General features: G+C 66.7%; 24 protein-coding genes and 1 tRNA gene. 8 read left to right on the top strand and 17 right to left on the bottom strand.

From position 1 onward, the window contains the following. The first annotated feature begins 215 nt into the window (after nucleotides 1-215). The 3 genes from ABZ824_RS21430 to ABZ824_RS21420 all read left to right on the top strand — a co-directional run bounded on the left by ABZ824_RS21430 (nucleotide 216) and on the right by ABZ824_RS21420 (nucleotide 2,931). Nucleotides 216-644 (top strand): hypothetical protein, encoded by a 429-nt coding sequence (locus tag ABZ824_RS21430; protein WP_356964945.1) that lies wholly within the window; start codon nucleotides 216-218, stop codon nucleotides 642-644. Nucleotides 645-748: 104 nt separating this feature from the next. Beyond that, nucleotides 749-1,657 carry an SGNH/GDSL hydrolase family protein gene (locus ABZ824_RS21425; protein ID WP_356964943.1) on the top strand — a complete coding sequence of 303 codons (909 nt, stop codon included), beginning with the start codon at nucleotides 749-751 and terminating at the stop codon, nucleotides 1,655-1,657. 20 nt (nucleotides 1,658-1,677) lie between these two features. After that, nucleotides 1,678-2,931 carry an acyltransferase gene (locus ABZ824_RS21420; protein WP_356964942.1) on the top strand — a complete coding sequence of 418 codons (1,254 nt, stop codon included), beginning with the start codon at nucleotides 1,678-1,680 and terminating at the stop codon, nucleotides 2,929-2,931. Here ABZ824_RS21420 and ABZ824_RS21415 read toward each other — a convergent pair. From ABZ824_RS21415 to ABZ824_RS21380, 8 genes are all read right to left on the bottom strand, one after another. Next, complete coding sequence (locus ABZ824_RS21415; protein ID WP_356964940.1) at nucleotides 2,898-4,088, bottom strand: serine hydrolase domain-containing protein; 1,191 nt, start codon at nucleotides 4,086-4,088, stop codon at nucleotides 2,898-2,900. The two genes, ABZ824_RS21420 and ABZ824_RS21415, sit on opposite strands and share 34 nt — an antisense overlap. Nucleotides 4,089-4,138: 50 nt before the next feature. Then, a complete protein-coding gene (locus tag ABZ824_RS21410; RefSeq protein WP_356964939.1) occupies nucleotides 4,139-6,184 on the bottom strand; it encodes a hypothetical protein in 2,046 nt (681 codons plus the stop codon). Nucleotides 6,185-6,195: 11 nt separating this feature from the next. Next, entirely contained in the window at nucleotides 6,196-7,194 is a 999-nt protein-coding gene (locus ABZ824_RS21405) for a protein phosphatase 2C domain-containing protein (RefSeq protein ID WP_356965220.1), read from the bottom strand. Next, on the bottom strand, nucleotides 7,194-7,865 hold the full coding sequence (locus ABZ824_RS21400; RefSeq protein WP_356964938.1) for a hypothetical protein: 672 nt from the start codon (nucleotides 7,863-7,865) through the stop codon (nucleotides 7,194-7,196). The genes ABZ824_RS21405 and ABZ824_RS21400 overlap by 1 nt, the downstream gene beginning before the upstream one ends. Nucleotides 7,866-8,072: 207 nt before the next feature. Further along, complete coding sequence (locus ABZ824_RS21395; RefSeq protein WP_356964937.1) at nucleotides 8,073-8,357, bottom strand: helix-turn-helix transcriptional regulator; 285 nt, start codon at nucleotides 8,355-8,357, stop codon at nucleotides 8,073-8,075. 35 nt (nucleotides 8,358-8,392) lie between these two features. Further along, entirely contained in the window at nucleotides 8,393-8,719 is a 327-nt protein-coding gene (locus ABZ824_RS21390; RefSeq protein WP_356964936.1) for a hypothetical protein, read from the bottom strand. A gap of 2 nt (nucleotides 8,720-8,721) precedes the next feature. Further along, a complete protein-coding gene (locus ABZ824_RS21385; protein ID WP_356964935.1) occupies nucleotides 8,722-9,558 on the bottom strand; it encodes a toll/interleukin-1 receptor domain-containing protein in 837 nt (278 codons plus the stop codon). Between the two features lie 331 nt (nucleotides 9,559-9,889). After that, on the bottom strand, nucleotides 9,890-11,137 hold the full coding sequence (locus tag ABZ824_RS21380; protein WP_356964933.1) for a helix-turn-helix transcriptional regulator: 1,248 nt from the start codon (nucleotides 11,135-11,137) through the stop codon (nucleotides 9,890-9,892). Nucleotides 11,138-11,393: 256 nt separating this feature from the next. On the opposite strand from ABZ824_RS21380, the gene ABZ824_RS21375 reads away from it, so the two are divergent. Continuing rightward, nucleotides 11,394-11,825 carry a hypothetical protein gene (locus ABZ824_RS21375; protein ID WP_355072531.1) on the top strand — a complete coding sequence of 144 codons (432 nt, stop codon included), beginning with the start codon at nucleotides 11,394-11,396 and terminating at the stop codon, nucleotides 11,823-11,825. A 100-nt stretch (nucleotides 11,826-11,925) separates the two neighbouring features. Here the strand turns inward: ABZ824_RS21375 and ABZ824_RS21370 are convergent, their stop codons facing one another. From ABZ824_RS21370 to ABZ824_RS21360, 3 genes are all read right to left on the bottom strand, one after another. Further along, on the bottom strand, nucleotides 11,926-13,407 hold the full coding sequence (locus tag ABZ824_RS21370) for an MDR family MFS transporter (RefSeq protein WP_356964931.1): 1,482 nt from the start codon (nucleotides 13,405-13,407) through the stop codon (nucleotides 11,926-11,928). 388 nt (nucleotides 13,408-13,795) lie between these two features. Continuing rightward, the gene (locus ABZ824_RS21365; RefSeq protein ID WP_356964929.1) at nucleotides 13,796-14,218 is read right to left on the bottom strand and encodes a nuclear transport factor 2 family protein; all 423 of its coding nucleotides are present in this window, start codon (nucleotides 14,216-14,218) and stop codon (nucleotides 13,796-13,798) included. Nucleotides 14,219-14,327: 109 nt separating this feature from the next. Next, on the bottom strand, nucleotides 14,328-14,906 hold the full coding sequence (locus ABZ824_RS21360; RefSeq protein ID WP_356964927.1) for an NAD(P)H-dependent oxidoreductase: 579 nt from the start codon (nucleotides 14,904-14,906) through the stop codon (nucleotides 14,328-14,330). 138 nt (nucleotides 14,907-15,044) lie between these two features. On the opposite strand from ABZ824_RS21360, the gene sigJ reads away from it, so the two are divergent. Next, complete coding sequence (gene sigJ, locus ABZ824_RS21355) at nucleotides 15,045-15,935, top strand: RNA polymerase sigma factor SigJ (RefSeq protein WP_356964925.1); 891 nt, start codon at nucleotides 15,045-15,047, stop codon at nucleotides 15,933-15,935. A gap of 66 nt (nucleotides 15,936-16,001) precedes the next feature. After that, nucleotides 16,002-16,388, top strand: a complete 387-nt coding sequence (locus ABZ824_RS21350) for a hypothetical protein (RefSeq protein ID WP_356964923.1) — start codon at nucleotides 16,002-16,004, stop codon at nucleotides 16,386-16,388. A gap of 174 nt (nucleotides 16,389-16,562) precedes the next feature. Here ABZ824_RS21350 and ABZ824_RS21345 read toward each other — a convergent pair whose 3' ends face one another. Beyond that, a complete protein-coding gene (locus ABZ824_RS21345) occupies nucleotides 16,563-16,820 on the bottom strand; it encodes a hypothetical protein (RefSeq protein ID WP_355072520.1) in 258 nt (85 codons plus the stop codon). Nucleotides 16,821-16,833: 13 nt separating this feature from the next. On the opposite strand from ABZ824_RS21345, the gene ABZ824_RS21340 reads away from it, so the two are divergent. Next, the gene (locus ABZ824_RS21340) at nucleotides 16,834-16,968 is read left to right on the top strand and encodes a hypothetical protein (protein ID WP_356964921.1); all 135 of its coding nucleotides are present in this window, start codon (nucleotides 16,834-16,836) and stop codon (nucleotides 16,966-16,968) included. A 272-nt stretch (nucleotides 16,969-17,240) separates the two neighbouring features. On the opposite strand, the gene ABZ824_RS21335 is transcribed toward ABZ824_RS21340, so the two are convergent. Together ABZ824_RS21335 and ABZ824_RS21330 are read right to left on the bottom strand one after the other, a co-directional pair. Further along, nucleotides 17,241-17,558 carry a DUF222 domain-containing protein gene (locus ABZ824_RS21335; protein WP_274750416.1) on the bottom strand — a complete coding sequence of 106 codons (318 nt, stop codon included), beginning with the start codon at nucleotides 17,556-17,558 and terminating at the stop codon, nucleotides 17,241-17,243. A gap of 374 nt (nucleotides 17,559-17,932) precedes the next feature. Further along, nucleotides 17,933-18,005, bottom strand: a tRNA-Asn gene (locus ABZ824_RS21330). 203 nt (nucleotides 18,006-18,208) lie between these two features. On the opposite strand from ABZ824_RS21330, the gene ABZ824_RS21325 reads away from it, so the two are divergent. Continuing rightward, entirely contained in the window at nucleotides 18,209-18,454 is a 246-nt protein-coding gene (locus tag ABZ824_RS21325) for a hypothetical protein (protein ID WP_039796811.1), read from the top strand. 71 nt (nucleotides 18,455-18,525) lie between these two features. Here the strand turns inward: ABZ824_RS21325 and dnaG are convergent, their stop codons facing one another. The 3 genes from dnaG to ABZ824_RS21310 form a co-directional block, all read right to left on the bottom strand. Next, the gene (dnaG, locus tag ABZ824_RS21320) at nucleotides 18,526-20,445 is read right to left on the bottom strand and encodes a DNA primase (RefSeq protein WP_356964918.1); all 1,920 of its coding nucleotides are present in this window, start codon (nucleotides 20,443-20,445) and stop codon (nucleotides 18,526-18,528) included. Nucleotides 20,446-20,532: 87 nt separating this feature from the next. Then, on the bottom strand, nucleotides 20,533-21,282 hold the full coding sequence (locus tag ABZ824_RS21315; RefSeq protein ID WP_356964917.1) for a Mut7-C RNAse domain-containing protein: 750 nt from the start codon (nucleotides 21,280-21,282) through the stop codon (nucleotides 20,533-20,535). Then, nucleotides 21,279-22,433, bottom strand: a complete 1,155-nt coding sequence (locus tag ABZ824_RS21310) for an FIST N-terminal domain-containing protein (RefSeq protein ID WP_355072512.1) — start codon at nucleotides 22,431-22,433, stop codon at nucleotides 21,279-21,281. Before ABZ824_RS21310 ends, ABZ824_RS21315 begins: the two co-directional genes overlap by 4 nt. Between the last annotated feature and the right edge of the window lie 111 nt (nucleotides 22,434-22,544).

The following is a 22,544-nucleotide window of genomic DNA, read 5'->3' as shown; positions in this document are numbered from 1 at the left end:
GGTGGTGCGGATATGCACGCCCGCACCACCGATCATACTTTCGATCATGTTGCCGCTGAGCTACTTTGGCGAAACATGCCCGAAAGAGTGAAATTTTGCCGAGCTTCACGAATATCGAGCAATATCTTGCCGATTCTTCGCATTCCTCGGCAATGGCGTGCTCCGCGCGTGCGCCGCCGAATCGAATCGCGCCCGCTCGCCACCATTCTTCCGGCATGCGTCAGCGCGGAGGTCAGTACCCGGAACGCGGCTCGAAACCGGGGTCTGGAAGGGAGGGCGGCTCCGCGGGCTGCGGCGGCGCGGGTCTGGGCTGCGGCGCGGCGGGCTGCGGCTGCGGCTGCGGCTGCGGGACGCGTACGCCGACAGGGGGCTCGACCAAGGGTTCCGGCGCGTCGGGTTCCGGCAGAGCCGCCTCCGAAACAGAAGCCTCCGGAGGCGCCGAAGCGATCGGCTCCGAAGCGATCGGCGACACCGGCGCGGGCGCCGCGGCGGAAGTCGGACTCGTGGCCGACGTCGACGCTGCCGGTGCGGCGGGCGCCGACTCCGACGGCTGCGCGCATCCGCCGATCGCGAGCGCGACGATGCCCAACGCGAGCGGCAACCGACGGGATTCGGATCGGAGAGCAGGCACGAGGCAACGCTAGTGCCGGCACGGTACCCACGGCAGTCGGCCGTTCGACCGACAGCGGCGGGCGGCGGCCCGACGCGATACTGGAACCTCCTGTGCCGTCGAAAGTTTGGGTGTGCGATGAGATCCGTCCGAGGTAGGTCGACGGCTACCGCGGCGCTCGTAGCGATCTCGTTGCTCGCCCTGCCCTCCGGCACGACCGCCACGGCCGATCCGGCCGGCGCCGCGACGCTGGTCGTCCTCGGCGACTCGTTCACCGCCACCGCGCCCGTCCTCGGCCATGCCGACGACGGGTGCGCTCGGTCACCGAACTCTTGGCCGAACAAACTCGCCATATCGACAAGACTCTCCGGCACCGCCGGATTCGTAGACGTGTCCTGCAACGGCGGCACGATCGACACCGGGAACGGCTGGACGCTTGTGCATCAGACACGAAAGGCCCACGCACAGGGCGCGTTCGGGTCCGATACACGTGCCGTCCTGATCCAAGCGGGCCTGAACGACATCTGGGGTGCGTCGAGCGGGACCGCGTTTCCCTCGACCGACTGTCTCCTCGACATCGTCGAGGGGTGCGGGCTCGACGCGGCTGAGCAGAACCGGCTGCCCGACTACCACGCGGTGACCGGCGCGACCTACGCGGACCGCGTACGCGAGGTCGTCACGTTCGTGCGTTACTACGCCCCGAACGCGCGGGTGGCGCTCGTCGGATACCCGGAGATCTTCCCCCCGGGGCAGCCCGCGGCATGCATGGATCTCGCCGTGGTCGGACGGGTCGTCCAGCCGCGCGCGGAAGGCTACATCACTTATCTCGATCGCCTGCAGGACGCGCAACGTGCCGCCGCGCAGCTGCTCGGCATCGAGTTCGTCGACGTGCGCGCGATCACCGCGGGGCACGCCAGTTGCTCGGAGGAGCCGTGGATCAGCGGGCTCGCAGGCGCGGACTCGCCGTTCGACGGCGCCCCGGTGCACCCCAACGCGCAGGGCAACGGTGCCGTCGCCGTGCAGGTGCGCCAGCGGTTCGGGCTCTGAGCGCGACGCACGGCCCGCCCATGCCGTCCGACTATCGTCCGGCCGTTGAGCTGCCCGCGCTCACCGGCGCGAGGTGGTGGGCGGCTTTCGCCGTCTTCGTCCTACACGCGTTGGTCTTCATCCCGGCCTATCCGTTCCAGAAGTCGGAGCTGTTCCGCACCATTCACACTTTTGCTCCGATGCAGCAGGGCGCTGCGGGGGTGACCTTCTTCTTCGTGCTCTCCGGCTTCGTCATCTACTGGTCGTTTCGCGAAGGTATGCCGGTGCGGTTGTTCTATCGCCGCCGAATTCTGAAGATCTACCCGACCCATCTGGTCGCCGCGCTGGTGTTCGTCGTCGCGGCAGGCGTCCCGCTCGGCCGTGCGGTGGTGTGGGCGCCGAACGTTCTGCTCGTGCACACCTGGGTGCCCAAGTGGACCACGGTGGGCGGGCTCAATGTCCCGTCCTGGTCGCTGTGCGCGGAGTTGCTGTTCTACTTCAGCTTTCCCCTGGCCTACCCGATGGTCGCGCGTATTCCGCGACGCGGGCTGTGGTGGGCGGCGGCGGCGCTGCTGGTCGCGATCCTGGCGCTGCACACCGGTTTCTACCTGTGGGCTGACGGCCCCAAGGGCATCGCCAACACCTTCGCGCCGAGGCTGCTGCGCGGCGATGTCTCGCCCGAGTTCGAAATTCACGCCTCTCCACAATGGTTCGCGCAGCCCGATATTCCGATCCCGACGTCATACTGGCTCAGTTACCCTTTCCCGGCATCACGACTGCCGGAGTTCTATCTCGGAGTCATCGCCGCTCGTCTCGTCGCCGAAGGGCTCTGGCGCAATACGCGGCTGACCACACCGCTGACAGCGCTGGTCCTCGTCTACGGCGCCACCTGGTTCGTCCCGGTGAACTACAAGATGTCCGCACTGCTGGTGGCGCCGATGACGGCGGTGATAGCCACCTTGGCCGCCCGGGACGTGGCGGGAATCTCCGGCCTCAATGCCAGACGGCCGCTGGTCTGGCTCGGTGACATCTCGTACGCGTTCTACATGATCCAGTTTCCGGTCATGGTGATCGTCACCCGGCTGTTCATCGGCGGGCACCGGTACTCGATCGGCGGCTGGGCGTTGTGGGCGACAGTCGTACTGGTCGTATCGATCCTCGCCGCGGCGGCCATCTACCACGGTATGGACCGGCCCATCATGCGACGCTTCGCCGGACGCCCACCTGGTGACCGGCCACGTCGTGCGGCCACCGCTGCGGATCAGCCGCCGATCAGCGTGCGCGCGAAACCGTAGGCGATCTCGTTCGCGGGCCGCCCGCCCGCGGGCCCGTCGCGCAGTGTGCACAACACGATGACGGTGATATCGGTGACCGGGTCATAGCCCATGAACGTCTGGAACCCGGGGATCGCCCCGTCGTGGCCGAGCAGCGGCCCGAACGACTCGAGTCCGAGTCCGTAGTGGATGTCCGCCGGATCGCTCCGGCTCAACGGAGCCGCGCTGTCGAGGCGCTGCGCCTGGAGCGGGGGCCCGAGCAGGCGGTCGCCACCGACCAGCTCGCGCACGTAGGCAGCCAGATCCGCCGCGGTCGAGATCGCCGCGCCCGCGGCCCCGATCCACGAGGGATCCAGGTTCGTCACGTCGGTCGGCAGTAGTGATCCCGCGCGAGCCGCGGCGAGCTGGTCGTCGGGCAACCGCGGTGACGTGAGCGCGGACTCGTTGGTGCCGTAGAGGTATCCGTGCGGGGACGGCATGGGTAGGGACGCGTCGCCGAGGGCTGGGAACGACGTGTTCGTCAGGCCGAGCGGAACGAAGATGCGATTCGTCAGCAGCGAGCGGATGTCCTCACCGGTGATCTGCTCGAGCACCGAGGCCAACAGAATCGTATTGGTATTCGAATAGCGGAACTCGGCATCGGGGGCGAAATACGGCGGCGACGAGAACCCCAGCCGCAGCAGCTCTTCCGGCTCCCACGTGCGCCCCGGGTCGTCGTCCATCGCTCGTGCGAGCTGAGGTGCTTCGTTATAGCTGAACAACCCGCTGCGCATGTTCAGCAGCTCGGCGATCGTGATGCCGGCGCCGTTCGGAACGTCGCGCCGGTACTTCGACACCGGATCATCGAGGGCCAGTCTGCCCTCCCCGACCAGCTGCAGCGCGACCGTGCCGACCATCGTCTTGGTGGTGGAACCTACGCGAAAGAAGTCGTCGACGGTCACCGGATCGCTCCGCCCGACCGTTCGCGTGCCGAAAGCCTGTCGCCACACGGTGTCCCGCGTCCGCACGTAGACCACCGCGCCCGGAACGAGGTGCGCGTCGAGCACTCCGCGCACGATGGGCTCCAGCGTGCGACCGAGAGCGGTGGAGTCCCCGGCGCTCACCGGGTTGTCACGCGCCCCGGGCTCGGACCCGCCGCCCACGACCACGACGGTGGCGTATGCGACGACGACTGCCACAATGAGCCGCGGCCATCGGCTTCTTCCATGGCGGAAGCTGTGCGTCGCCATCAGTCACCGATCACGGACACTGTGCCGTCGCTGAAGTTCGTGACGTAGACGGTCCGGTTGCCCGGATCGATGACGACACCGTGCGGGCGGCTCCCCACTCGAATCGAGCTGTCGGGCTTTCCGGTCCGGGTGTCGATCAGAGAAACAGCGCTGGCAGTACGCACATCGTCGAGGCCGTGGTTGGTGACGTACACCGTCTTCCGCGGCCCGTCCACCGCCACGCCGACCGGTCCGAGCCCGACGCGCAATGTCGCGGTGACCGCGCGGGTTCGAATGTCGATCACCGATACGGTGCCGTCGGCATGATTGGTGACGTACGCGGTGCGCGTGTCGGAGTCGACCGCCACGCCCCAAGGTTGATTCCCGACATTGATCGTGGCCGCTACGACCGGTAGGGCGGGGTCGATCACCGACACCGTGTGGTCGACGGCGCCGGGCGGACCGGCGTTGGCGACGAAGACGCTGTGCGAACTCGGGTCGACGGCCACGCCGTACGGATGGCTACCGACCCGGATCGTCGCGGTGACCACCCTGGATCGGGTGTCGATCACCGATACCGTGTCGGCCTCGAAATTCGTGACGAAAGCGGTGTGAGAGGCGGAGTCGACGGCGATGCCGTACGGCCCCACGCCCACGGGGATACTTCCCACAAAAGACCCATTGCGCGTGTTGATCAGTGACACGGAGGCGCTCCCAGCATTCGTGACATAGGCGAGCCCCGCCGCCGAATCTATGGCGACCGCGGTCGGCTTCACCATTCCCGGTGCCGTAACCACCCCGGTGACATTCGTCTTCGTGTCGATCACCGAGACCGAATTGCCTGCGCTGTTGGTAACGAACAAGTTCGCGCTGGTCGGATCGATGGCGACGCCCCAGGGTTGCGCGCCTACGGCGATCGTGGCGGTCACCGAGGTCGGTCCGGTCGCCACGGCCGCCGCGCGGTTGCCCGCGGCGCTCGGACCGTTGTCGCCGGACATCTTGCCGGCCAGCAAGCCAACGACGACAACAAGGAGAGCGAGCGCGGAGATCACCTTTACCCGAGTCGGAATCCGAGGCGCCCACGGGCGGCGGCCAGCGGGCGGCGGCATGATCACCGGTGGTGCCGGTGTGACGATGGCGGGCGCCACCGCTCCGCGCGGCGGTGTGGTCCGTGGCGGAGGCGACGGCGCGCGGGTGGCGGCGTGCGCCGCGGCCTGGGTCAGCGCGGGCAACCAGTCCCCCGGCCGGGGCCGCTGCGCCGGTACGGGCGACAGGGCCGCGCCGACGAGTCCCCGTACCGGAGCGGGCACGGCGGCGGGCAGCCGGTTCGGATCGCGGGTGCTCTGGTCTCCGGCCAGCAGCCGCAGCGCGAGCAACCCGAACTTGTAGGCATCCGATCGCGCGGTCGCCAGTTCCTCTCCGGGATTGACCACCTCGACCTCCCAGTCCGGAGTCTCGACTTGCGCCGAGACCGACCGGGACCGCAGCCGCATGGCATCGCAGTCGATGAAGTACACCTTCCGATCCGGCTGTAACGAGAACAGCAGGTTCTTCGGTGACAGGTCGCCGACCGCGATGTCGTGGCGGTGCAGAATAGTCAGCGCTTCGGCGGCTTCGGCGAGTAACTCGTAGCGGTGCCGGTCGGTCAGCGGAATGCCGCGCCGCGCCAGGAAACTGTCACCGTTGAGCAGATGCTGGAACTCCGCGGTCTTCGACTGCACCGCCGAGGACATGGTCATCTTGATGAAGAACTCGTCCGGAATCGCGGGCATCACGAACCCGGTCACCTGGGCGGAGCTGTCCGCCTCGACCAGCCTGCACGGCCACGCGACCCGGGAGAGCAGGTCCATGCCCTCCGCGAAGGGCAGCGATTCGAGGTAGGCGGGCATCTCCTCCAACACGTCGACCGCCACATTCGCCAGCACGACGGGTTTGTATTCCTTGTACACCACCGCTTTCGCGTATCGCATGCGCGCGCTCGGCGCGCTGAAGACCACCCCTTGACCACCGGCCGCCAGCTTGGTCAACGGGCCGAGCTGACCCACCTTCACTCGCTGCTGCGTCACTGCCGATCCCGTCAGTTCACCCTCGGCCAGATGGCCACCAATGTCCGGTCGTCGTCGAATGTCTCCCGCGAGAAATCCAGGGTGTGCGCGAATTCCAGGTGCGACGGCACCCGCCCGGCGAGCACCGAGGCGAACAACGCCCCGACCTCGCCGTCGCCGCCGCCGAGCGGATCGCCGAATCCGTCGGTGCCGACCAGCAACACCTGGCCAGGCTCGACGGTCACCGAGATGGGCTCGACTTCGTTCGGAACTCTGGGCAGCCCGCTCACCGCGGAGGAGGTCAACCCGGAGTCCGACGACTGCTTGCCGCCGAGCACCGGCACGAAACGCTCGTCCGACAGCAACCAGGCACCGGAGTCGCCGACACCGGCCAGCACCGCGGACAACGCGCCGTCGGCGTCGCTTTCACACACCACACACGTCAGCGTCGTCGCCAGCACCTGCTCGGCCTGCTCGGCATCGGCCTGCGCCAGCGACAGCACAGCGGCGGCGCGCTCGGTCAGCATCCACGCGGTGTTCTGGAACAGCGATTGCCATCCGATGTCGCCGAGCGCCTCCACCGGCTGCTCTTCCAGCCACTGGGTGGCGTAGCGCACGGCGGTGGTCGAGCCGATGTGCGAATACCGCGCCGCGGACACTCCGTCGGCCACCGCGACGATCAGTCGATCACGATCCGGCGCCGCGGTGACCGCGAAATCGTCCTGACGCGGTACGCCGTTGTATCGGTGCAGGTAACCACGCACCGATGCCGCGCGAACGGTGAACGGTCCGCGTGACCATCCGTCGATCATGGTGTCCGCGCGGTACGGATTCCTGCCGTACTCGGTGCCGATGGCCTTCGCCTCGAACGCCGGTGTGGGGGCGCCGACGACGATCGGCTCGCTCGCCGGGCGGCTCGGAAGGGTGGGTCCGATCGCCTCGTCCGCCGGTGCCGGGTTCACGATGACAGCCGGATCCGCGGGCACCGGATCATCCGGCAAGCGCTTGCCCCGCTTGCTCAGGAAGCCCATCACACCGTGTCCACGGCGAGCGAGACGAAATTATCGGGTTTCTCCACTTGCAGCGTCGCCTGTCCCGTCGCCAACGCCTGGCCCGAATTGATCACCGACTGCGTCAGCGCCGTGATGAATTTCGAGATCGCGACGCCGGTGTCGGTGCCGGCCGCGGTGATGAACGCGTACTGCGGGTTGGTCGCCACCCGCCGGATCACATCGGCGTCGGCCTGGCCGATGCCGAACGCCAGAATGTTCGGCCGGGCCGCGAAACTCGTCAGCCGCGAGTGCTCGGCCTCCCAGCCCTCGCCAGGATTCGGCGCACCGTCGGTGAGGAAGAACACGGCGGGTCGATTGACCAGGTAGCCGGCGGACTTCAGCGCGGCGATGTCGCGCGGTATCCGGTTGGTCAATTCGGCGAACGCCGCGGCGAACGACGTCGAACCGCGCGCCCGCAGTTCCGGCATGGCTTCCAGATTCCGCAGATCGGTCGGTTCCAGATAACAGACCGCGGTATCGGAGAACCCGAGCACACAGAAACGCACCTTCGCTGCGGCCATGGATTCGCCCTGCAAGGTGTCGAGCAAGCTGGACAGACCCGCGTTCAGATCCGCCACATCGTCGACCATCGAATACGATTCGTCCGCGACGAAATATACCGGAAGGATTGTCGCCTTCGGTTCACTCATCAGGTGCCACTCCCTTTCACCCCGCCACCCGGGCGTGCCAATGCTACCGGCGCAGGTTGTAATTCACTGTCGACCGTTCGACCGACAAATCCCTGCGCCCCAACGGTTTTCCCCTGCGCCACCCGAATCACCGGCGTCAGCGCATTTCCACTCCGCGATATCCACGTCACCACGCCGCCGTTTCCCGACTGTCCGCCGAGGCCGTAGTCACAGGTCGTCGATGCCGATCAGCGCGTCCTGCAATGCGCGGGCCACGAGCGCGGCTTTCGTCGGCGCGGGCCGGCCGACCGCGGCGTACTTGTCCCTGATCCGGGCCAGGTGGGTGTTCACCGTTCCCAGCGAGATATACAGCCGCCGAGCGACTTCCACCTTCGAGTCCGACGCTATCCACGCCAGCAGTACCTCGATCTCCCTGCTGCTCAGCGCCGGACGCTCCCGCGACGCCAATGTCTGGGGCAGCGCATCGTCTCTGTGATCGAACGTGACACTCATGAACCATTTCCTTTACAAGAATTCATCGCACGCGCCTACCGCCGACCGAACAGATCACGCACACATACCCGCACGAGGGCAACGGTGGCGACGAAGAGCGCGAAAAATATCAACGCACGCGAGAGATCGCCGGAGTTCCCGGATTCGGCCGTGTACGCGGACTGGCCGTAGACGAAGAAGCCCACGTCGAGTAACAGCAATCCCGCGAGCACGTACCACGTCCAGACACGTCGGCGGGAGCCTTGGTGAATATTGATGTTCTGCCGACCGCCGTTGTTGGCGTAGATGCTGCTGCCGTTGTTGGCCTGATTGATCTGATTGTTCGTGTTGGGATTGTTGTTCGGTCCCGGCGACGGGTGCATCGTCATCTCCTGTGATGGCCGCCCAGCCAGATGTTCTGGGTTCCGTTCTGATTGGCGTGTACGACACTGCCGTCCTTCGCCACGTTGATCTGATTGTTCTGCGGGCCCTGCTGCGCCGCGCGGTCCGGCCCGTCCGGCCGGATGTCGGCCCCAGGAGCAAGGTGCCGGAGCAGACCGCGGACGTCTTCCTCGACCGTTCGGTACCGAATATGCCAGTATTGCGATTGCGATAGCGCGCGGATATCCGCCGGAAGCTGGTCCGGGCTCGGCAACGACGTGTCGTCCAGCAGAACGGGGACGACCGGTATCCCGCGCGCGAACGCGGTAACGAGTTCCATACGCACCCAGTCGCGATCGTCATCGATGCGACGGAGTCCGCGTTCGTCACGTGCGTCGAGCCAATACGAGCCGATCACCGACACCATCGTGTCGCATTCCTCGAGCGCACGGCGGATCCTGCGCCCGTACAACCTACCCAGGGCCAACGAATCCACATCCCGGAAGACACGCGCCCTGCCGAGGTGTCGGGCCATCTGCTTCGATATCTCGTTGACCGCGTAGACGCTGTCAACGATGCGGTAGTTCAGGAATATTTCCATCAGTTGACCCAATTCTCGAGGACGATTTATCGAGCGCAGTGCTGCGCGATTGCGAAAAATAGATGCCGCGGATGACGGAGCGATTTGGATGAACTGACCAGTTCGTTGCACCCCCGAGTAACATCCTTCGGATGCCTCACGGTCGCGAATCTCGTCCTCGAGCGAAACACCACGGTTTTCAGAGAACAGTCTGCACCCGGACCGAACTCTGAGCGACTCGAACAGCAAACGTTCGGTCATATATCCGACCGCGTGTATCCCCTGACCGCCGGATCGAAAGATTCTGGTTGGTTTATTTCCCCATTATGGTCGACTCGCCCTCCCGGTCGGCGCCAAATGTGCTCGGTGTTCGCATAAGTCGAGCACCGTGCCGATTCACCGTAGGTCGGCACAGTCCTACCACCGTGGCCGCAACGCATCGAAGCGGCGTTCTCGTCCTCATCATTTGCCCCCGCGGCGTTTTCCTACCTCCGGCCGCGAACTGCGGCTCGCTCTTCAGCATTCAACGAGCAGACGGCCGGCGACAGTGGTTGTCCGTTGCCGTTCGCAGCGGCAACGGACAACCGATCACTCAACGTTTGGCAAGGACCGACATCAGCGCCGGTTGGATGTCGAGCAGCGCGGCATGTCGGCGGTAACGGCCCACCGTACGGGCGAAATCGAGGAGATCCGCGCGGATTGTCACCGAGTCCACCGCGCTGATGACGTCGAGCAACGGCGCGATCAACGCGCACGCTCGGTCCAGGTCGCCGAGCGCGGCGTACACCAACGCCCGCCGGGTGCCGAACCGTGCCCGGTCACGGTCGGACTGCTGCGGATTCCGCGACATCGCTCGGTCGAACAGTACGGCGGCGTCCTCGAGGTTGCCCAGATCGTAGTGACACCAGGCCTCGATGAGGACAGAGCGCTCGTGCAGGGCCGAGGGCCCCAGCTCGTTCTCCCCAGTGCGGTGTGCGGCGTCGTAAAGGTTTGCGGCTTCGTCCAGCGCTCGCATGGAATTCGAGTGGTCCAAGCCGATGGCATAGCCCTGTGCCGCCCCCAGCGCGGCCAGCCAGCGGATCCGGGGATGGACGGCGTGGTCGGCGAGCACTTGCTCGGTGAGATCGGTCGTCTCGCCGGAATCGCCGCGATACAGACTCAGCACCGCCCTGCGGACGAGCGCGTAGCTGACCATATGCTCGTCGCTGACGGCGGAAGCGTGGTCGACCGCCCGCGTCGTCCACCACAGCGCGCCGCGCTCGTCGCCGCATTCCTGGGCCATCCAGCCTGCGAATTCCGCGGTACGGGCGGCGTGCAGCAGAAGTTGCCTGCGTAGCTCACCGGCACTGCGCAGAGCGGACGCGGCCGCGGCATGTTCGTGTATCACCGCCATGGGGAAAACGAGGCTGGGACTGCTGGTCCGGCCGAGGCGTTTGATCTCCTCGAACAGCGCGCTCAAGCCGGGTAGCGCGGCGGCGGAGCTGGTGGCTGTCGCGGGGAACGCGGTCACCGGCGGCACGCCGAAGTCCCCGATCCGGAACACACCGGACCCGTCCGCGTGCAATCGAACGTTCCACTCGGCATCCGAGTAGCCGCCGACGTCGATATCGAGATCCAGGTCCGGCTGTGCCGCCGAGGGCGCCAGCACCAGCAGGTCGCCTCCCGCGGACAGGACCGCGTCGCAGGCGCGCGCCAGCGCCGAGGACGGCGACTTCTGCCCGTTCTCGACCCTGCTCAGATGACTCCTGCTGTAGTGCACGAGTTCGGCGAGTTTGCCCAGGGCCAGCCCCTGTTCGAGTCGACGCTTGCGCAGTTCTCGACCGAATTCAGCACTTGCCATAAGTATTACCTCGGAATCCGTTGCCAGCCGGAAATTCTCGCGCGCGACGAATTTCGGCGAACCTGCAACCGCCCCTATGATCCAGGGCCGACCGAACACCACAACCCCTTGTCGCTGCGAGTGTACCCCCGCGACTCCGCGCCGTCAGCGCATCCAACCGCTGGGCGGGCGGCTGCGCCACCGCCGTGCCGTACTCTGGCGATTCGGCGCCGAGTCACGCCGAATCAGCCTATGCCAGCCGGGAATTGGGGACAGGATGGATACGGATCATCGCATCAAGCACCTCGAGATGTTGCAGTCGATCATCGCGCGATTGAGCCAGCAGTCGTTCACGGTGCGCGGATGGTCGGTGACCCTCGTCTCCGTGATATTCGCGCTTCTCACCACACAGGCCAGGCAAGGATCGGGCCTGATATTGCTGGCGCTGGCGCCGGCCTGGATCTTCTGGGGTCTCGACGGTTACTACCTGAGCCTGGAACGCCGTTACCGGGAACTGTTCGCATCCGCCGCGCGGCAACTACGTGAGCCGCTGGCATCCGGGCCGCTCCCGTTCGACATGATTCCCGATTCCGACCGACCCGCACGCGATTTCGCGCGCGCGATCGTCACTCCGAGCGTGGCCGCGATTCCCGTGGTCTTGACCGCGCTGATCATCGGCTACCGGGTAGTCGCGGTCGTCGGCGGGTGAGCGGCGTCGTCCGGACATTCCCGCCACCAGTGCCGATGTAGGAGCGTACGACGAAGCCCCTGGCGCTGGATGCGTCCAGGGGCTTCCGTATCGAGGCGGTTCAGCGCTTGCTCAGTTCGGGAGTCGTGGTCTCCGATCCCTCGACGGACTCCGCCGGGGCTGCCTCTTCGTGCGCGGCGGCCCGGTTCGGCAGCAGCACCGCCATGACGATCACGATCAGCGCCAACGCCGCCGAGACGAGGAAGGCCAGGCGCATGCCGTCGAGATGCGCGGCGACGAGGTCGCTTCCCTCGGCGGCGAGCGACGTGGCGCGCGCCGACATTACCGTCACCACGAGAGCGGTGCCGAACGCCGCGGCGACCTGCTGCAAGGTGCCGAGCATGGAGCTGCCGTGCGAGTACAGATGCTGCGGCAGCGCACCGAGACCCAGGGTGAACACCGGGGTGAACGCCGCCGCCAGCGACACCATCAGCAGGATGTGCAGGGCCAGCAGCTGCCAGTACGGCATGGTCATCGAGATCTGAGTGAACCCGGCCAGCGCTACGGCGATTCCGATCGACCCCGGGATCACCAGCAAGCGACCGCCGAACCGGTCGAACAGGCGGCCGACGGTCGGCCCGAGCAGACCCATCGCCAATCCGCCCGGCATGACCAGCAAGCCGGTGGCCAACGGGCTGAGGCCACGCAGGTTCTGCAGGTACAGCGGCAGCAGAATCATCGACCCGAGCATGGCCATGAACGCCACCGACATCAGGATCAGCGCCTTGGTGTAGGTGGCCGACAGCAGGACGCGCAGGTCGAGCAGCGGGGTACCGGTGCGCTGCAAGCGCAACTGCCGCCACACGAACAGGGCGATCAGCGCCGAGCCCACGGCGACGATGCCGAGCGGGCCCGCGAAGTCGTCGCTTTCGAACCGGCTGAGCCCGAACACCAGTCCGCCGAACCCGAGCGCCGCCAGCGCCACGCTGGCCACATCGATCTGCCCGGCTTGCGGTTCACCGACGTTCTCCAGCTGCCGCAGCCCCAGCCAAGTGATCACACCCGCGATCGGCAGCACAAGCACGAAAAGCCAACGCCACGAGGCGATTTGCAGAACACCACCGGAGATCACCGGCCCCATCGCGGGCGCAACCGAAATCGCCAGGGTGACATTGCCCATCACCCTGCCGCGGTCGTGCTCGGCCACCACCGTCATCAGAGTGGTCATCAGCAGCGGCATCATCACAGCGGTGCCGAAGGCCTGCACGATCCGGCCGAGTAACAGCACCGCGAACGACGGCGCGACCGCCGACAACGCGGTACCGGCCAGGAAGACGCCCATCGCCGCGGCATACGCCTGCCGGGTCGACACGCGCTGTAGGAACCAGCCGGTGGTCGGGATGACCGCCGCCATCGTCAGCATGAACGCCGTCGACACCCACTGCGCCGCCCGGTCGGTGATCGCCAGATCCGCCATCAGGCGCGGAATCGCGTTGATCATGATGGTCTCGTTCAGGATCACCACGAAGGTAGCGAGTACCAGCACCCGAATGACGGTCGGTGTCCGCCCTCCCGAGGCTGGAACGGATGGTGCGGCGGACATCGGATACCTCCGGAGGCATGGGTCGTTGACAGAACATGTGGCCCTTCGCCGAGTCACCGGATCGCATCCCGGCGCCACAGCTGTAGAGACGGTGTCGACTGCTCGAACTCATCGGGCGCGGGTCAGTATTCCGCCCGGCACCGACACAAATCACCCGGTTTTCCTGCCGAGACACCCAGCGCCCTTACTGGAACCCGCTGGTCAGGACCCTCTACAGCCCTACGCGAAGCCCAATCGTGAGCCTGGTCACTCTAGACGATCCGCGCTCGCGGACCGTCCCGACGCGGACGTCCGAGTGAAAGCCTGCCCGCCGCAACCCCGAACGCGACGCTCGCGCCGGGGCCGCGGCGTGTCGGCGGCATTGCCCGGCTACCGCGGCAGGCAGCGGCTAGGGCTCGAGGTCGGCCACTCCTTTGCCGGTCGAAATATCGAACGGCACAGAAGCCTGATCGTGCGTGATCAGCCAATCGCCGTCGATCTTCCGGAAGCAGAGAGTGACCCGGACCCACATACCGTTCGTCGCCACCCCGTTCTGCAGCGTGCCACTGAGCCGACCGAAGGCGTGTCCGAATGCCACATCGTCGCCCACGGTGAGGACCAGGTCGCGAACCTCATAGGTCACATCCCGGAAGAACGTGAACGCGTTCGCCCAGTTCTTCGCTTTCGCCTCGATACCGACATGCTGCAGCGGAGGCTCGACGTCGAAGGACACGACGTCCGTTGCGTAGAGCTGCTTCACGCCCTCGAGATCCTTGGCCCCGATTCCTTCGGCCAACTTGTCGATCCGCCGCCTGATCTCGGCTTCGTCCACTGCGCGTTGCGCGGGCGCCGATACCACCGAACCAACTCCGTGATCGTTGGCAGTCATTGCATCCTCCATTCGATGAATTTCCGGCCGCGAGGCGGTCTCTTCTGCGGGATCACCCGACGGCGACCGCGGCAGCGGCGCGCAAAGGTGCGAGGGCGACGCTCCACGCGACGACCTGATCCAGCGTTTTGCCCAGGGCGGCGGCATGGTGCTCGCCCGGTACGAAGGTGGTGTGGTTCTCGAAATCGGTGAGCACCGAGATCGCGACCTGATAGCCCACGTCGGCCATGCCCAGCGTGCTGCAGACCGTCCGCAACTGCACCACCGCGCGGGCGCCGCCGTTCACGCCGTAGGAGACGAATCCGACCGCCTTGTCGGTCCACTCCGCGAACAAGTGGTCCAAGGCGTTCTTCAGCACTCCCGGGACGCCGCCGTTGTACTCCGGGGTCACCACCACGAAACCGTCGAACGGTGCGATGCGCTCCGCCCAAGCGCGGGTATGCGTGTTGACGGACGGGCCGAACATCGGTGGCACCGCTTCGTCAAGATGCGGCAGCGGGTGGTCACGCAGATCGATCAGTTCGAACTCGGCGTCGCCGCGCTGCGATGCCACGTCCAGGACCCACTGGGCGACCTGCGAGCCGTTACGGTTGGGTCGGGTACTGCCGAGAATGATGCCGATTCTGGTCATTTCCGGAACTCCTGCTTCGCTGAAAGTGTCACGACCTTCCGACGACACAGCCGTCCGGAATGTCAGGCTGTCTCACAAATCGGGTCGCTGTCTCGTCGATTCGGTAAGGGCCCGCGTCGACCGAAGGAGCCGATACCCATGACCGACCCGCACCTGCGCTCGGTGATCAGTGAACGCCGTCAACTGATCAATCTCGCCTACCGGCTGCTCGGCTCGTTGGCCGAAGCCGAGGATGTGGTGCAGGAGACCTACCTGCGCTGGTACGCGTTGCCCGAGCGGCAGCGGCAGGAGGTGGCGGCGCCCGGCGCCTGGTTGACGACGGTCGCCAGCCGCATCTGCCTCGACCTCCTCGGCTCGGCGCGTGCCAGACGGGAACGTTATGTAGGCGAATGGATTCCCGAGCCGTTGCCCGACCGTTCCGAATGGCTCGGTGGTCCCTCCCCTGCTGATCCCGCCGACCGGGTCACCCTCGACGAGTCGATCAGTATGGCGTTCCTCGTCGTCCTCGATTCCATGACACCGGCCGAACGGGTCGCGTTCGTCCTGCACGATGTCTTCCGCTACTCCTTCGCCGAGGTCGCCGAGATCGTCGGACGCACCCCCGCGGCTTGCCGCCAACTCGCCTCTTCCGCCCGCCGCCGCATCCGCACCGCGCAGGGGCCGTCGGGAACCCGGCACGCCGAGGTGATCAGGGACTTCAAACGTGCCTGGGAGACACAAGACATCGAAGCTCTGATCGGGCTGCTCGATCCGAACGCGACCGCGACCGCCGACAGCGGCGGCCTGGCCCCGGCCTTCCTGCACCCGATCAACGGCGGCGAGCGGATCGCCCGCGCTTGGATCGAAATCGCCGCCCGATCTCCCGAGGTGACGTTGCTCGAGCGCACGGTGAACGGCCAACCCGGCCTGGTGGCGCAGCTCGCCGACACCATCGTGTCGGTCTACGCCTTCGACATCGCCGACAACCGGATCACCCGCATCTGGGCGATCCGGAATCCGGAGAAACTCAGCCTCTGGGCAGCGGACTGAACGGGCGAAACCAGGAACGAACTCATACGTTCGCCCTGGTCACGTCCTATCTAGACTTCGAGGGTCATGAATCCTGGAGACTTCATCACTCGGTTGAAGCGGTACGGAGACCTGGAGTGGTATCGCCACGCGGGCGGCATCGGCGATGGCGGGACTCCCGCTCCGCCACTTGTCGTCTGGCGTTTTCCCGAACCTCAGCCCGCTCGCGTTGCCGAACTACTGCACGAGGCCACCCTCGCCGACAATCGAGAGATCGACTGGCTGTTCGACACCACCCGACGAAACTGGGTGCTCACACCTTCACGATTGATAGTCGAGAAAGAACTCCACGGACTGGCAACCGAAGCCCAAGCCGGGGACCTCTTAGTGCGGACGGATCCGGAGTTCTGCCACCGCTCGGTACGCGATTTCGAGAGAATCATCGCGGTGTTGGATCGATATTCCGGCAACTGACACGACTGGAGCGTTGTCCCACACTTGCCGCTGGCTACAGTGCGTGCCGCCACACAGCATGGGCAGGTCTATCACGATGCCGGGATGGTATCGGTTAACCGCGCATCGACCCGCGGCGCGGTCGTCTGCGCTACGAGTCGATGGGCGAGGTGTTGAACCGCAGCGGTATGGGTTTCAGCTACCCGCGCTGCCGGTGGAAGGTCGCGCCCTGCGCAGTTCGCAGGCCAGCCGGTCGGCGTCCGGCCGGTCCTCGCCGAAACGGGCGCAGCCCTGCGAGGTGTAGCCCCGTTCGTTGTAGCCTTGCCGGTCGTAACCCCACCTGTCGTAACCCCAGCGATCGTAACCCCACCGGTCGTACCCCCAGACATCGAAGCCGTCCGGGCCGTAGGGATCTTCCGGCTCAACAGTTTTCGGAAATGACGGAGTCGTCACGGGCGGTTCGGTCGTGACCGGAGGAACACTGGTGACCGGCGGCGTGGTCGTCACCGGCGGCACGGTGGTGACCGGCGGCGCGGTCGTCACGGGCGGCACCGTCGGCACGGGCGCGATGGTGACAGGTGCGGTAGTAGCCGGGGGTTGATCAGGGGTTGCGAATGCCGGTAAGACCAGCGCGGCCGGAGCAAGCACCACCGTCCCGGCGACTGCGGCCAGCAGGACCGACTGTCGAATCGTGCGCGGACTTCTCCTCCACTGAGACATCGTTGACCTCCAACTCAACATAAGCGCGCTCGCCGCACCCGAGTCCCCTATCGGTCGAATGTCCAAATTTGCTACACAGCAGGGACTTACACGGTGAACGGGCCGTCGGTCCTCGCGGCCCTCCGAACAGAGGTCGAGGCAGCGGGCTCGGCCTCAGCTTGCTGCCGCCAGCACCCTCCATACCTTTCTGGAACGCGAGCGGGCCTGCGGAGCCGCGTATTCGATTCGCTGGCGCGCTTCGTGGGCACTGATCCGCAGCAGATCAGTCAATAGCTCCACGGTGTCCCGATAGCCGGTGTCCGCGGCGAGGCCACGACGTTCGGCTTCGGCGACGGCTGCGCGCATGGCAGCATCCAGTCGCCTCCGACGGCGTTCGGTTTCGACGAGGGTGCGCAGCAAATCGACATCGGCCAGTTCCGGCCATCCCGGTGCTGGAGCATCCGGCGCCGCCGCGATCGAATGTATGTTCACCCGAACCAGCCTACCTCAGTGTCGAACACATGTTCGACAATTCGGTTGGCGCGGCGCATTCGCACGGCATTCGGCATGAGCGCTGATTTTCGTACCGGAACCTCGGCTCATCACACTCGGCGTAGACAGCATCGATCTCACACCGAGGCAGTGCCTGCCGGGCCCTCAGCACCGCACCACCGACGAAACCGGGACGAACGCGGCACTGTTCGGAATCATCATGGGGACGCCGTTGGACGACTCGGTCGGGTTTCGACACGACCGGTCGACGAAACGTTCGGTGGCGAATCTTGGCGTTTTCTTGGTGAGGTCCGATCAGTGGACCAAACGAATGAAGCCCCTGACCATATTTCCTGGTCAGAGGCCTATTCTTGCTCCCCCATCTGGACTCGAACCAGAAACCTGCCGATTAACAGTCGGCTGCTCTGCCAATTGAGCTATAGGGGATTGCCCTTGGCGCGTCCGGTTGGTATCGGGCGGGCCGAGGAGAAACTCTAGCGTATCGCTGGGCGGAGGCCCAAATCGCGGCGCTACCTGCTGAGTTGTCACTGAGAGCGGGGGTGTCGCTACCGAGTGTCCGGATCGACAGGCGTGTGGGGTGTCGGGCAGGATGGGGGCGGCGAACTGGCAACTGGGAGGAGCACATCGAGATGCTGCGGTTGATCATCGGCGTGGCGGCCGGCTACGTACTCGGCAGTAAGGCCGGGCGGGCTCGCTACGAACAGATCAGCGCCGCTACCCGCGCGCTGACCGAGAGCCCGGTGACCCGCAAGCTCGTGCTCGTCGGCAGGCAGAAACTGGCGGACAAGCTCAGCACCCGCCCCCGCCTCGAACCGATGGAGCCGATCGATGAGCGGACCACCGTCCTGGTACCGCACGACCAGCTGCGTCGCTGACCCCGCACATGCTGTGACCGATCCCTCGCACCAGTCGGACTGTGTGCGAGGAATCACGGATCTGATCGACCCTAGGCCCCGGTGGCGAAGTCCCCGTGGTTGCCCATCGCCTGGGTGAGCAGGCTCTTGCGGTACTGCTCGAGGGCGACGAGGTCGCCGAAGAGGGCGAAGTAGGCCTCCGGCTGTTCGGTCGAGGAGACCCGCTGGAGCTTGGACTTGAGTTCGGCGATCTGCCTGCCTACCCAGGCCTCCTGGGTGCGCGCAAGGACACCGGCGACGAAGCGCGGGATGTCGGACTCCGATTTCACCGGCAGCGGCTCGTTGGCGAGCTCCGACAGCAGGGCGCGCACGGTCAGATCCTCGGTGCGGTCGGCGACGGCGTTGACCCATTCGGCGCCGCCGAGCCCGGCGGCCGTGCCGCCCGCCTCGGCGATCAGGCCGCGAAGGACCGAGTAGGCGGGGTGGGTGAAGGCTTCGGCCTCGAGCGCGTCGAAACCCGCTCCGGCCATCGCCGGGTACTGGAGTGCGGCGGCGAGTACCTGCCGTTGCGGCAGCAGGGTGGGATCATTCGGGTTCGGCCGTGCCGCAGGATGTTCCGCGACCACCTGGCGCGGCGCGGGCGCACGCCCCGCGCCCGCCTGCCCGCCGCCGTTGCGGTTCCGCTTGGCTTCCTCGCCGACGCGGCGCACCACGGTCTGGATGTCGTCCCAGCCGACCCACCCGGCCAGTTTGGTGGCGTAGGCCTTGCGCAGGGCGTTGTCCTTGATCTGCGCGACCACCGGCACCGCCCGGCGCAGCGCCTCCACCTGGCCCTCCGCGGTGTCCAGGTTGTGGTCGGCCAGCAGACCGCGAATCACGAACTCGTACAGCGGGGTTCGGCGGGCGACCAGATCACGCACGGCGGCGTCACCGGAGTGCTGCCGCAGTTCGCACGGGTCCTGCCCGTCCGGCGCGATCGCGATGTAGGTCTGACCGGCCAGCTTCTGATCACCAGAGAAGGCTTTCAGGGCCGCCGCCTGGCCCGCGGCATCGCCGTCGAAGGTGTAGATGATCTCGCCGCGCCAGAAATTGTCGTCCATCATCAGGCGGCGCAACAGGGCGAGGTGGTCGTCGCCGAATGCGGTGCCGCACGAGGCCACGGCGGTCTTTATCCCGGCCAGGTGCATCGCCATGACGTCGGTGTAGCCCTCGACCACGACCGCCTGGTGCCCCTTGGCGATCTCGCGCTTGGCGTGATCCAGGCCGAAGAGCACCTGGGATTTCTTGTACAGCAACGTTTCCGGGGTGTTGATGTACTTACCGGGCATGGTGTCGTCGTCGAAGAGCTTGCGGGCGCCGAAGCCGATGACATCACCGGACAGGTTGCGGATCGGCCACAGCAGCCGTCGGTGGAAACGGTCGATCGGGCCGCGCTGACCCTGCCGGGACAGCCCGGCCGCCTCCAGCTCCTTGAAGTCGAACCCCTTGCGAAGCAGGTGTTTGGTGAGCGTGTCCCACCCCGCCGGGGCGTAGCCGCAGCCGAAGTGGTGCGCGGCCGCGGCGTCGAAGTTGCGATCGGTGAGATATTTGCGCGCGGTCTCGGCTTCCGGCTCGCGCAGCTGGGCGACGTAGAACTCGTGCGCGGCCGCGTTCGCCGCGACGAGCCGGGACCGGGTGCCGCGATCGCGCTGCACCGAGGTGCCGCCGCCCTCGTAGTTGATCTGGTAGCCGATCCGGTCGGCCAGCTGCTCGACCGACTCGACGAACCCGACGTGCTCGATCTTCTGCAGGAAGGCGAACACGTCGCCGCCCTCGCCGCAGCCGAAGCAATGGAACAGGCCGTGATTGGGTCGCACATGGAACGACGGGGACTTCTCGTCGTGGAACGGGCACAGGCCCTTCATGGAGTCCGCTCCGGCGCGCTTGAGCGCGACGTACTCGCCCACCACGTCTTCGATCCGGACGCGCTCGCGTATTGCCGCGATATCGCGATCAGGAAGTCGTCCGGCCACGGCAGAGAGTCTAGGCGAAGCCGGGGCCGACGCGCCCGGGCGGCTCGGCACCGCGAGTTCCGGGCGAGGGCGCCCGCGAGCGGGGAATCACGAGCGATCCAGTTCCGCGCGGATCGCCGCGACCGTTTCGGCCAGACGTGACTGGTGGGAACCCTGCCAGTAGATCCGGCCGCAATCGCGGCACTGCCGGAAAATGTCGTAGTAGCGGCGGGTGAGCGGTTCGAGGCGATCCTCGACCTCGGCTTTGTCGACCTCGGCGACCACGCCGCCGCAGCGCAGGCAGCGGGTGAACGGATCCAGGCACGCGACGAGGTCGAGCCGCCGGATCACCTCCACGACCTGCTCGATCGGCTGGTCCGACCAGATGTAGACGCCGTGTGTGACGTTGCGGCGCTTCAACAGGCCTCGGTCACGGGTGAGCAGGATCCGGTGCTCGGCCGCGGACGCCTCGGCGAGTTCGGCGTCCTCGGCCTCCCACCGGCAGTGCACGTCGAGACCCAGCAGCCGCATCAGCTTGGCGAGACCGCCCAGATTCACGTCGGCGAGGAAGCGCGGCTCACGCAGCGGATGCGGGCGGACCAGCGTCACCCGGCCGATGTCGAGTGTCTCGAACACGGGATACGCGGTGATCCGCCCGCCGAGGCGCGGGTGATGGTCGAAGTCGACCGGTTCTCCGTCGACGAGGACCAGGTCCACTTCGGTGTGCGGAATGCCCGCTGCCTCGATGACGTCCTTGACGGTCTGGTGCGGGCGGCACGGCCGACGCAGCACGGTGTATCGCTCGCCGGGCCGCAGGAAATCGTTCAGCTCGGCGTAGACCCGGAGATCGACGCTCATTCGACGAACAGCGCCATCGATGCGGTGAATCCGTGCAGCGCGTTGCGGCCCGCGATGGGCCCGATCTCACCGGCGGCGAAGAAACCCGCCAGCGGGATGCCGTCGAGCAAGTCCTCGATGGTCGTGGCGTCGTGGTCCGCAACACCGAACATCCGGCGGCCGCGTCCGTTGCACGTGAACAGCAACGCACCGGCCGGACGGACGGAAAGGTCGGTGCGCGCACGCGCCAGCGCGTTCCGCAGGTCGTGGTCGGCTCCGATCGCGTCGCGGACCTGGAATTGGACGGTGGTGCCGACTTCCACGACCTCACCCACCTCGATCGCGCCGCTGGACGGATCGGCGCCGAGCAGACCGCGGATCAGGAAGTCGCCCTGCCCGGGCTCGGCCAGGTGCTCGTCGACGACGAACCCGATCTGCAGGCCGCGCGCGAGCTCCTCCTGCTGGTCGGGTGGCAGCACGGCGACGATCTGACGCAACCGCTCGATCGGGGACAGACCGCCGAGTCCGGTGATCACCGTGCCGTCCGCGCCGGTGACCGTGTAGGGGTTGCCGATCGGACGGCAGCCCTGAGACACGATCGGCACGTTGTGCAGGCCGGGAAGACGCACGCCGACCGCGCCCGAGGTCACCACGGCGTGGTCGCGGAACAGGCGGCTGCCTTCCGGGCCGTGGCCGCCGCTGACCAACCCGCCCATCACGACGGTGCCGGGCAGATCCGTGTTCACGTACTCCAGCAGCAGATCGGCCGGAAAGGAGTAAGGGTCGGGCAGCAGCAGGTGGAAGTCGCGTGCGGCCTTGTCGAAGCGATAGCCGGCGAGGAGCCCGCCGCTGGCCGTGCGAAGGAAGTCCAATTGGAAGGTTTCGGCTGCGGGCAGTCCGGAGGCCAGCCACACCGCCACCGCGGGTTCGTCCTCGATTTCACGGCGACCCGCCACCACCGCCTGCGCCACGCATCCGATCAGGGCGGGCACCCGGACCGTCCGGTGGACGCCGGAGAGCACCTCGACGGCGTCGTCGGTGTGCACGCGGGACGCGAGCAGCACAGCGAGCGACGGCGCTTCGCCCGCGATCTGGTCGCGGGCGCGCGCTGCGGCCTCCATGCCCGCTCGCCGCGCTTCGGGCGCGGTGGAGAGCCCTACTCCGATCCGCACCCTTCCATGGTAGCCAACCTGTGGCGTCAGTGAATTCACCTGTCGCGCAGTGCTTTTCATCGGCATTGCCGAGCCGGTACCGCCAAGCGGCCCGATGCGCGGGGCGGGCCG

The organism is Nocardia sp. NPDC047038 (assembly GCF_040644075.1).
Taxonomy (GTDB): Bacteria; Actinomycetota; Actinomycetes; order Mycobacteriales; family Mycobacteriaceae; genus Nocardia; species Nocardia sichangensis.
The sequence above is the reverse complement of the archived record's forward strand: the minus strand, read 5'-3'. Positions and strand labels throughout refer to the sequence as shown.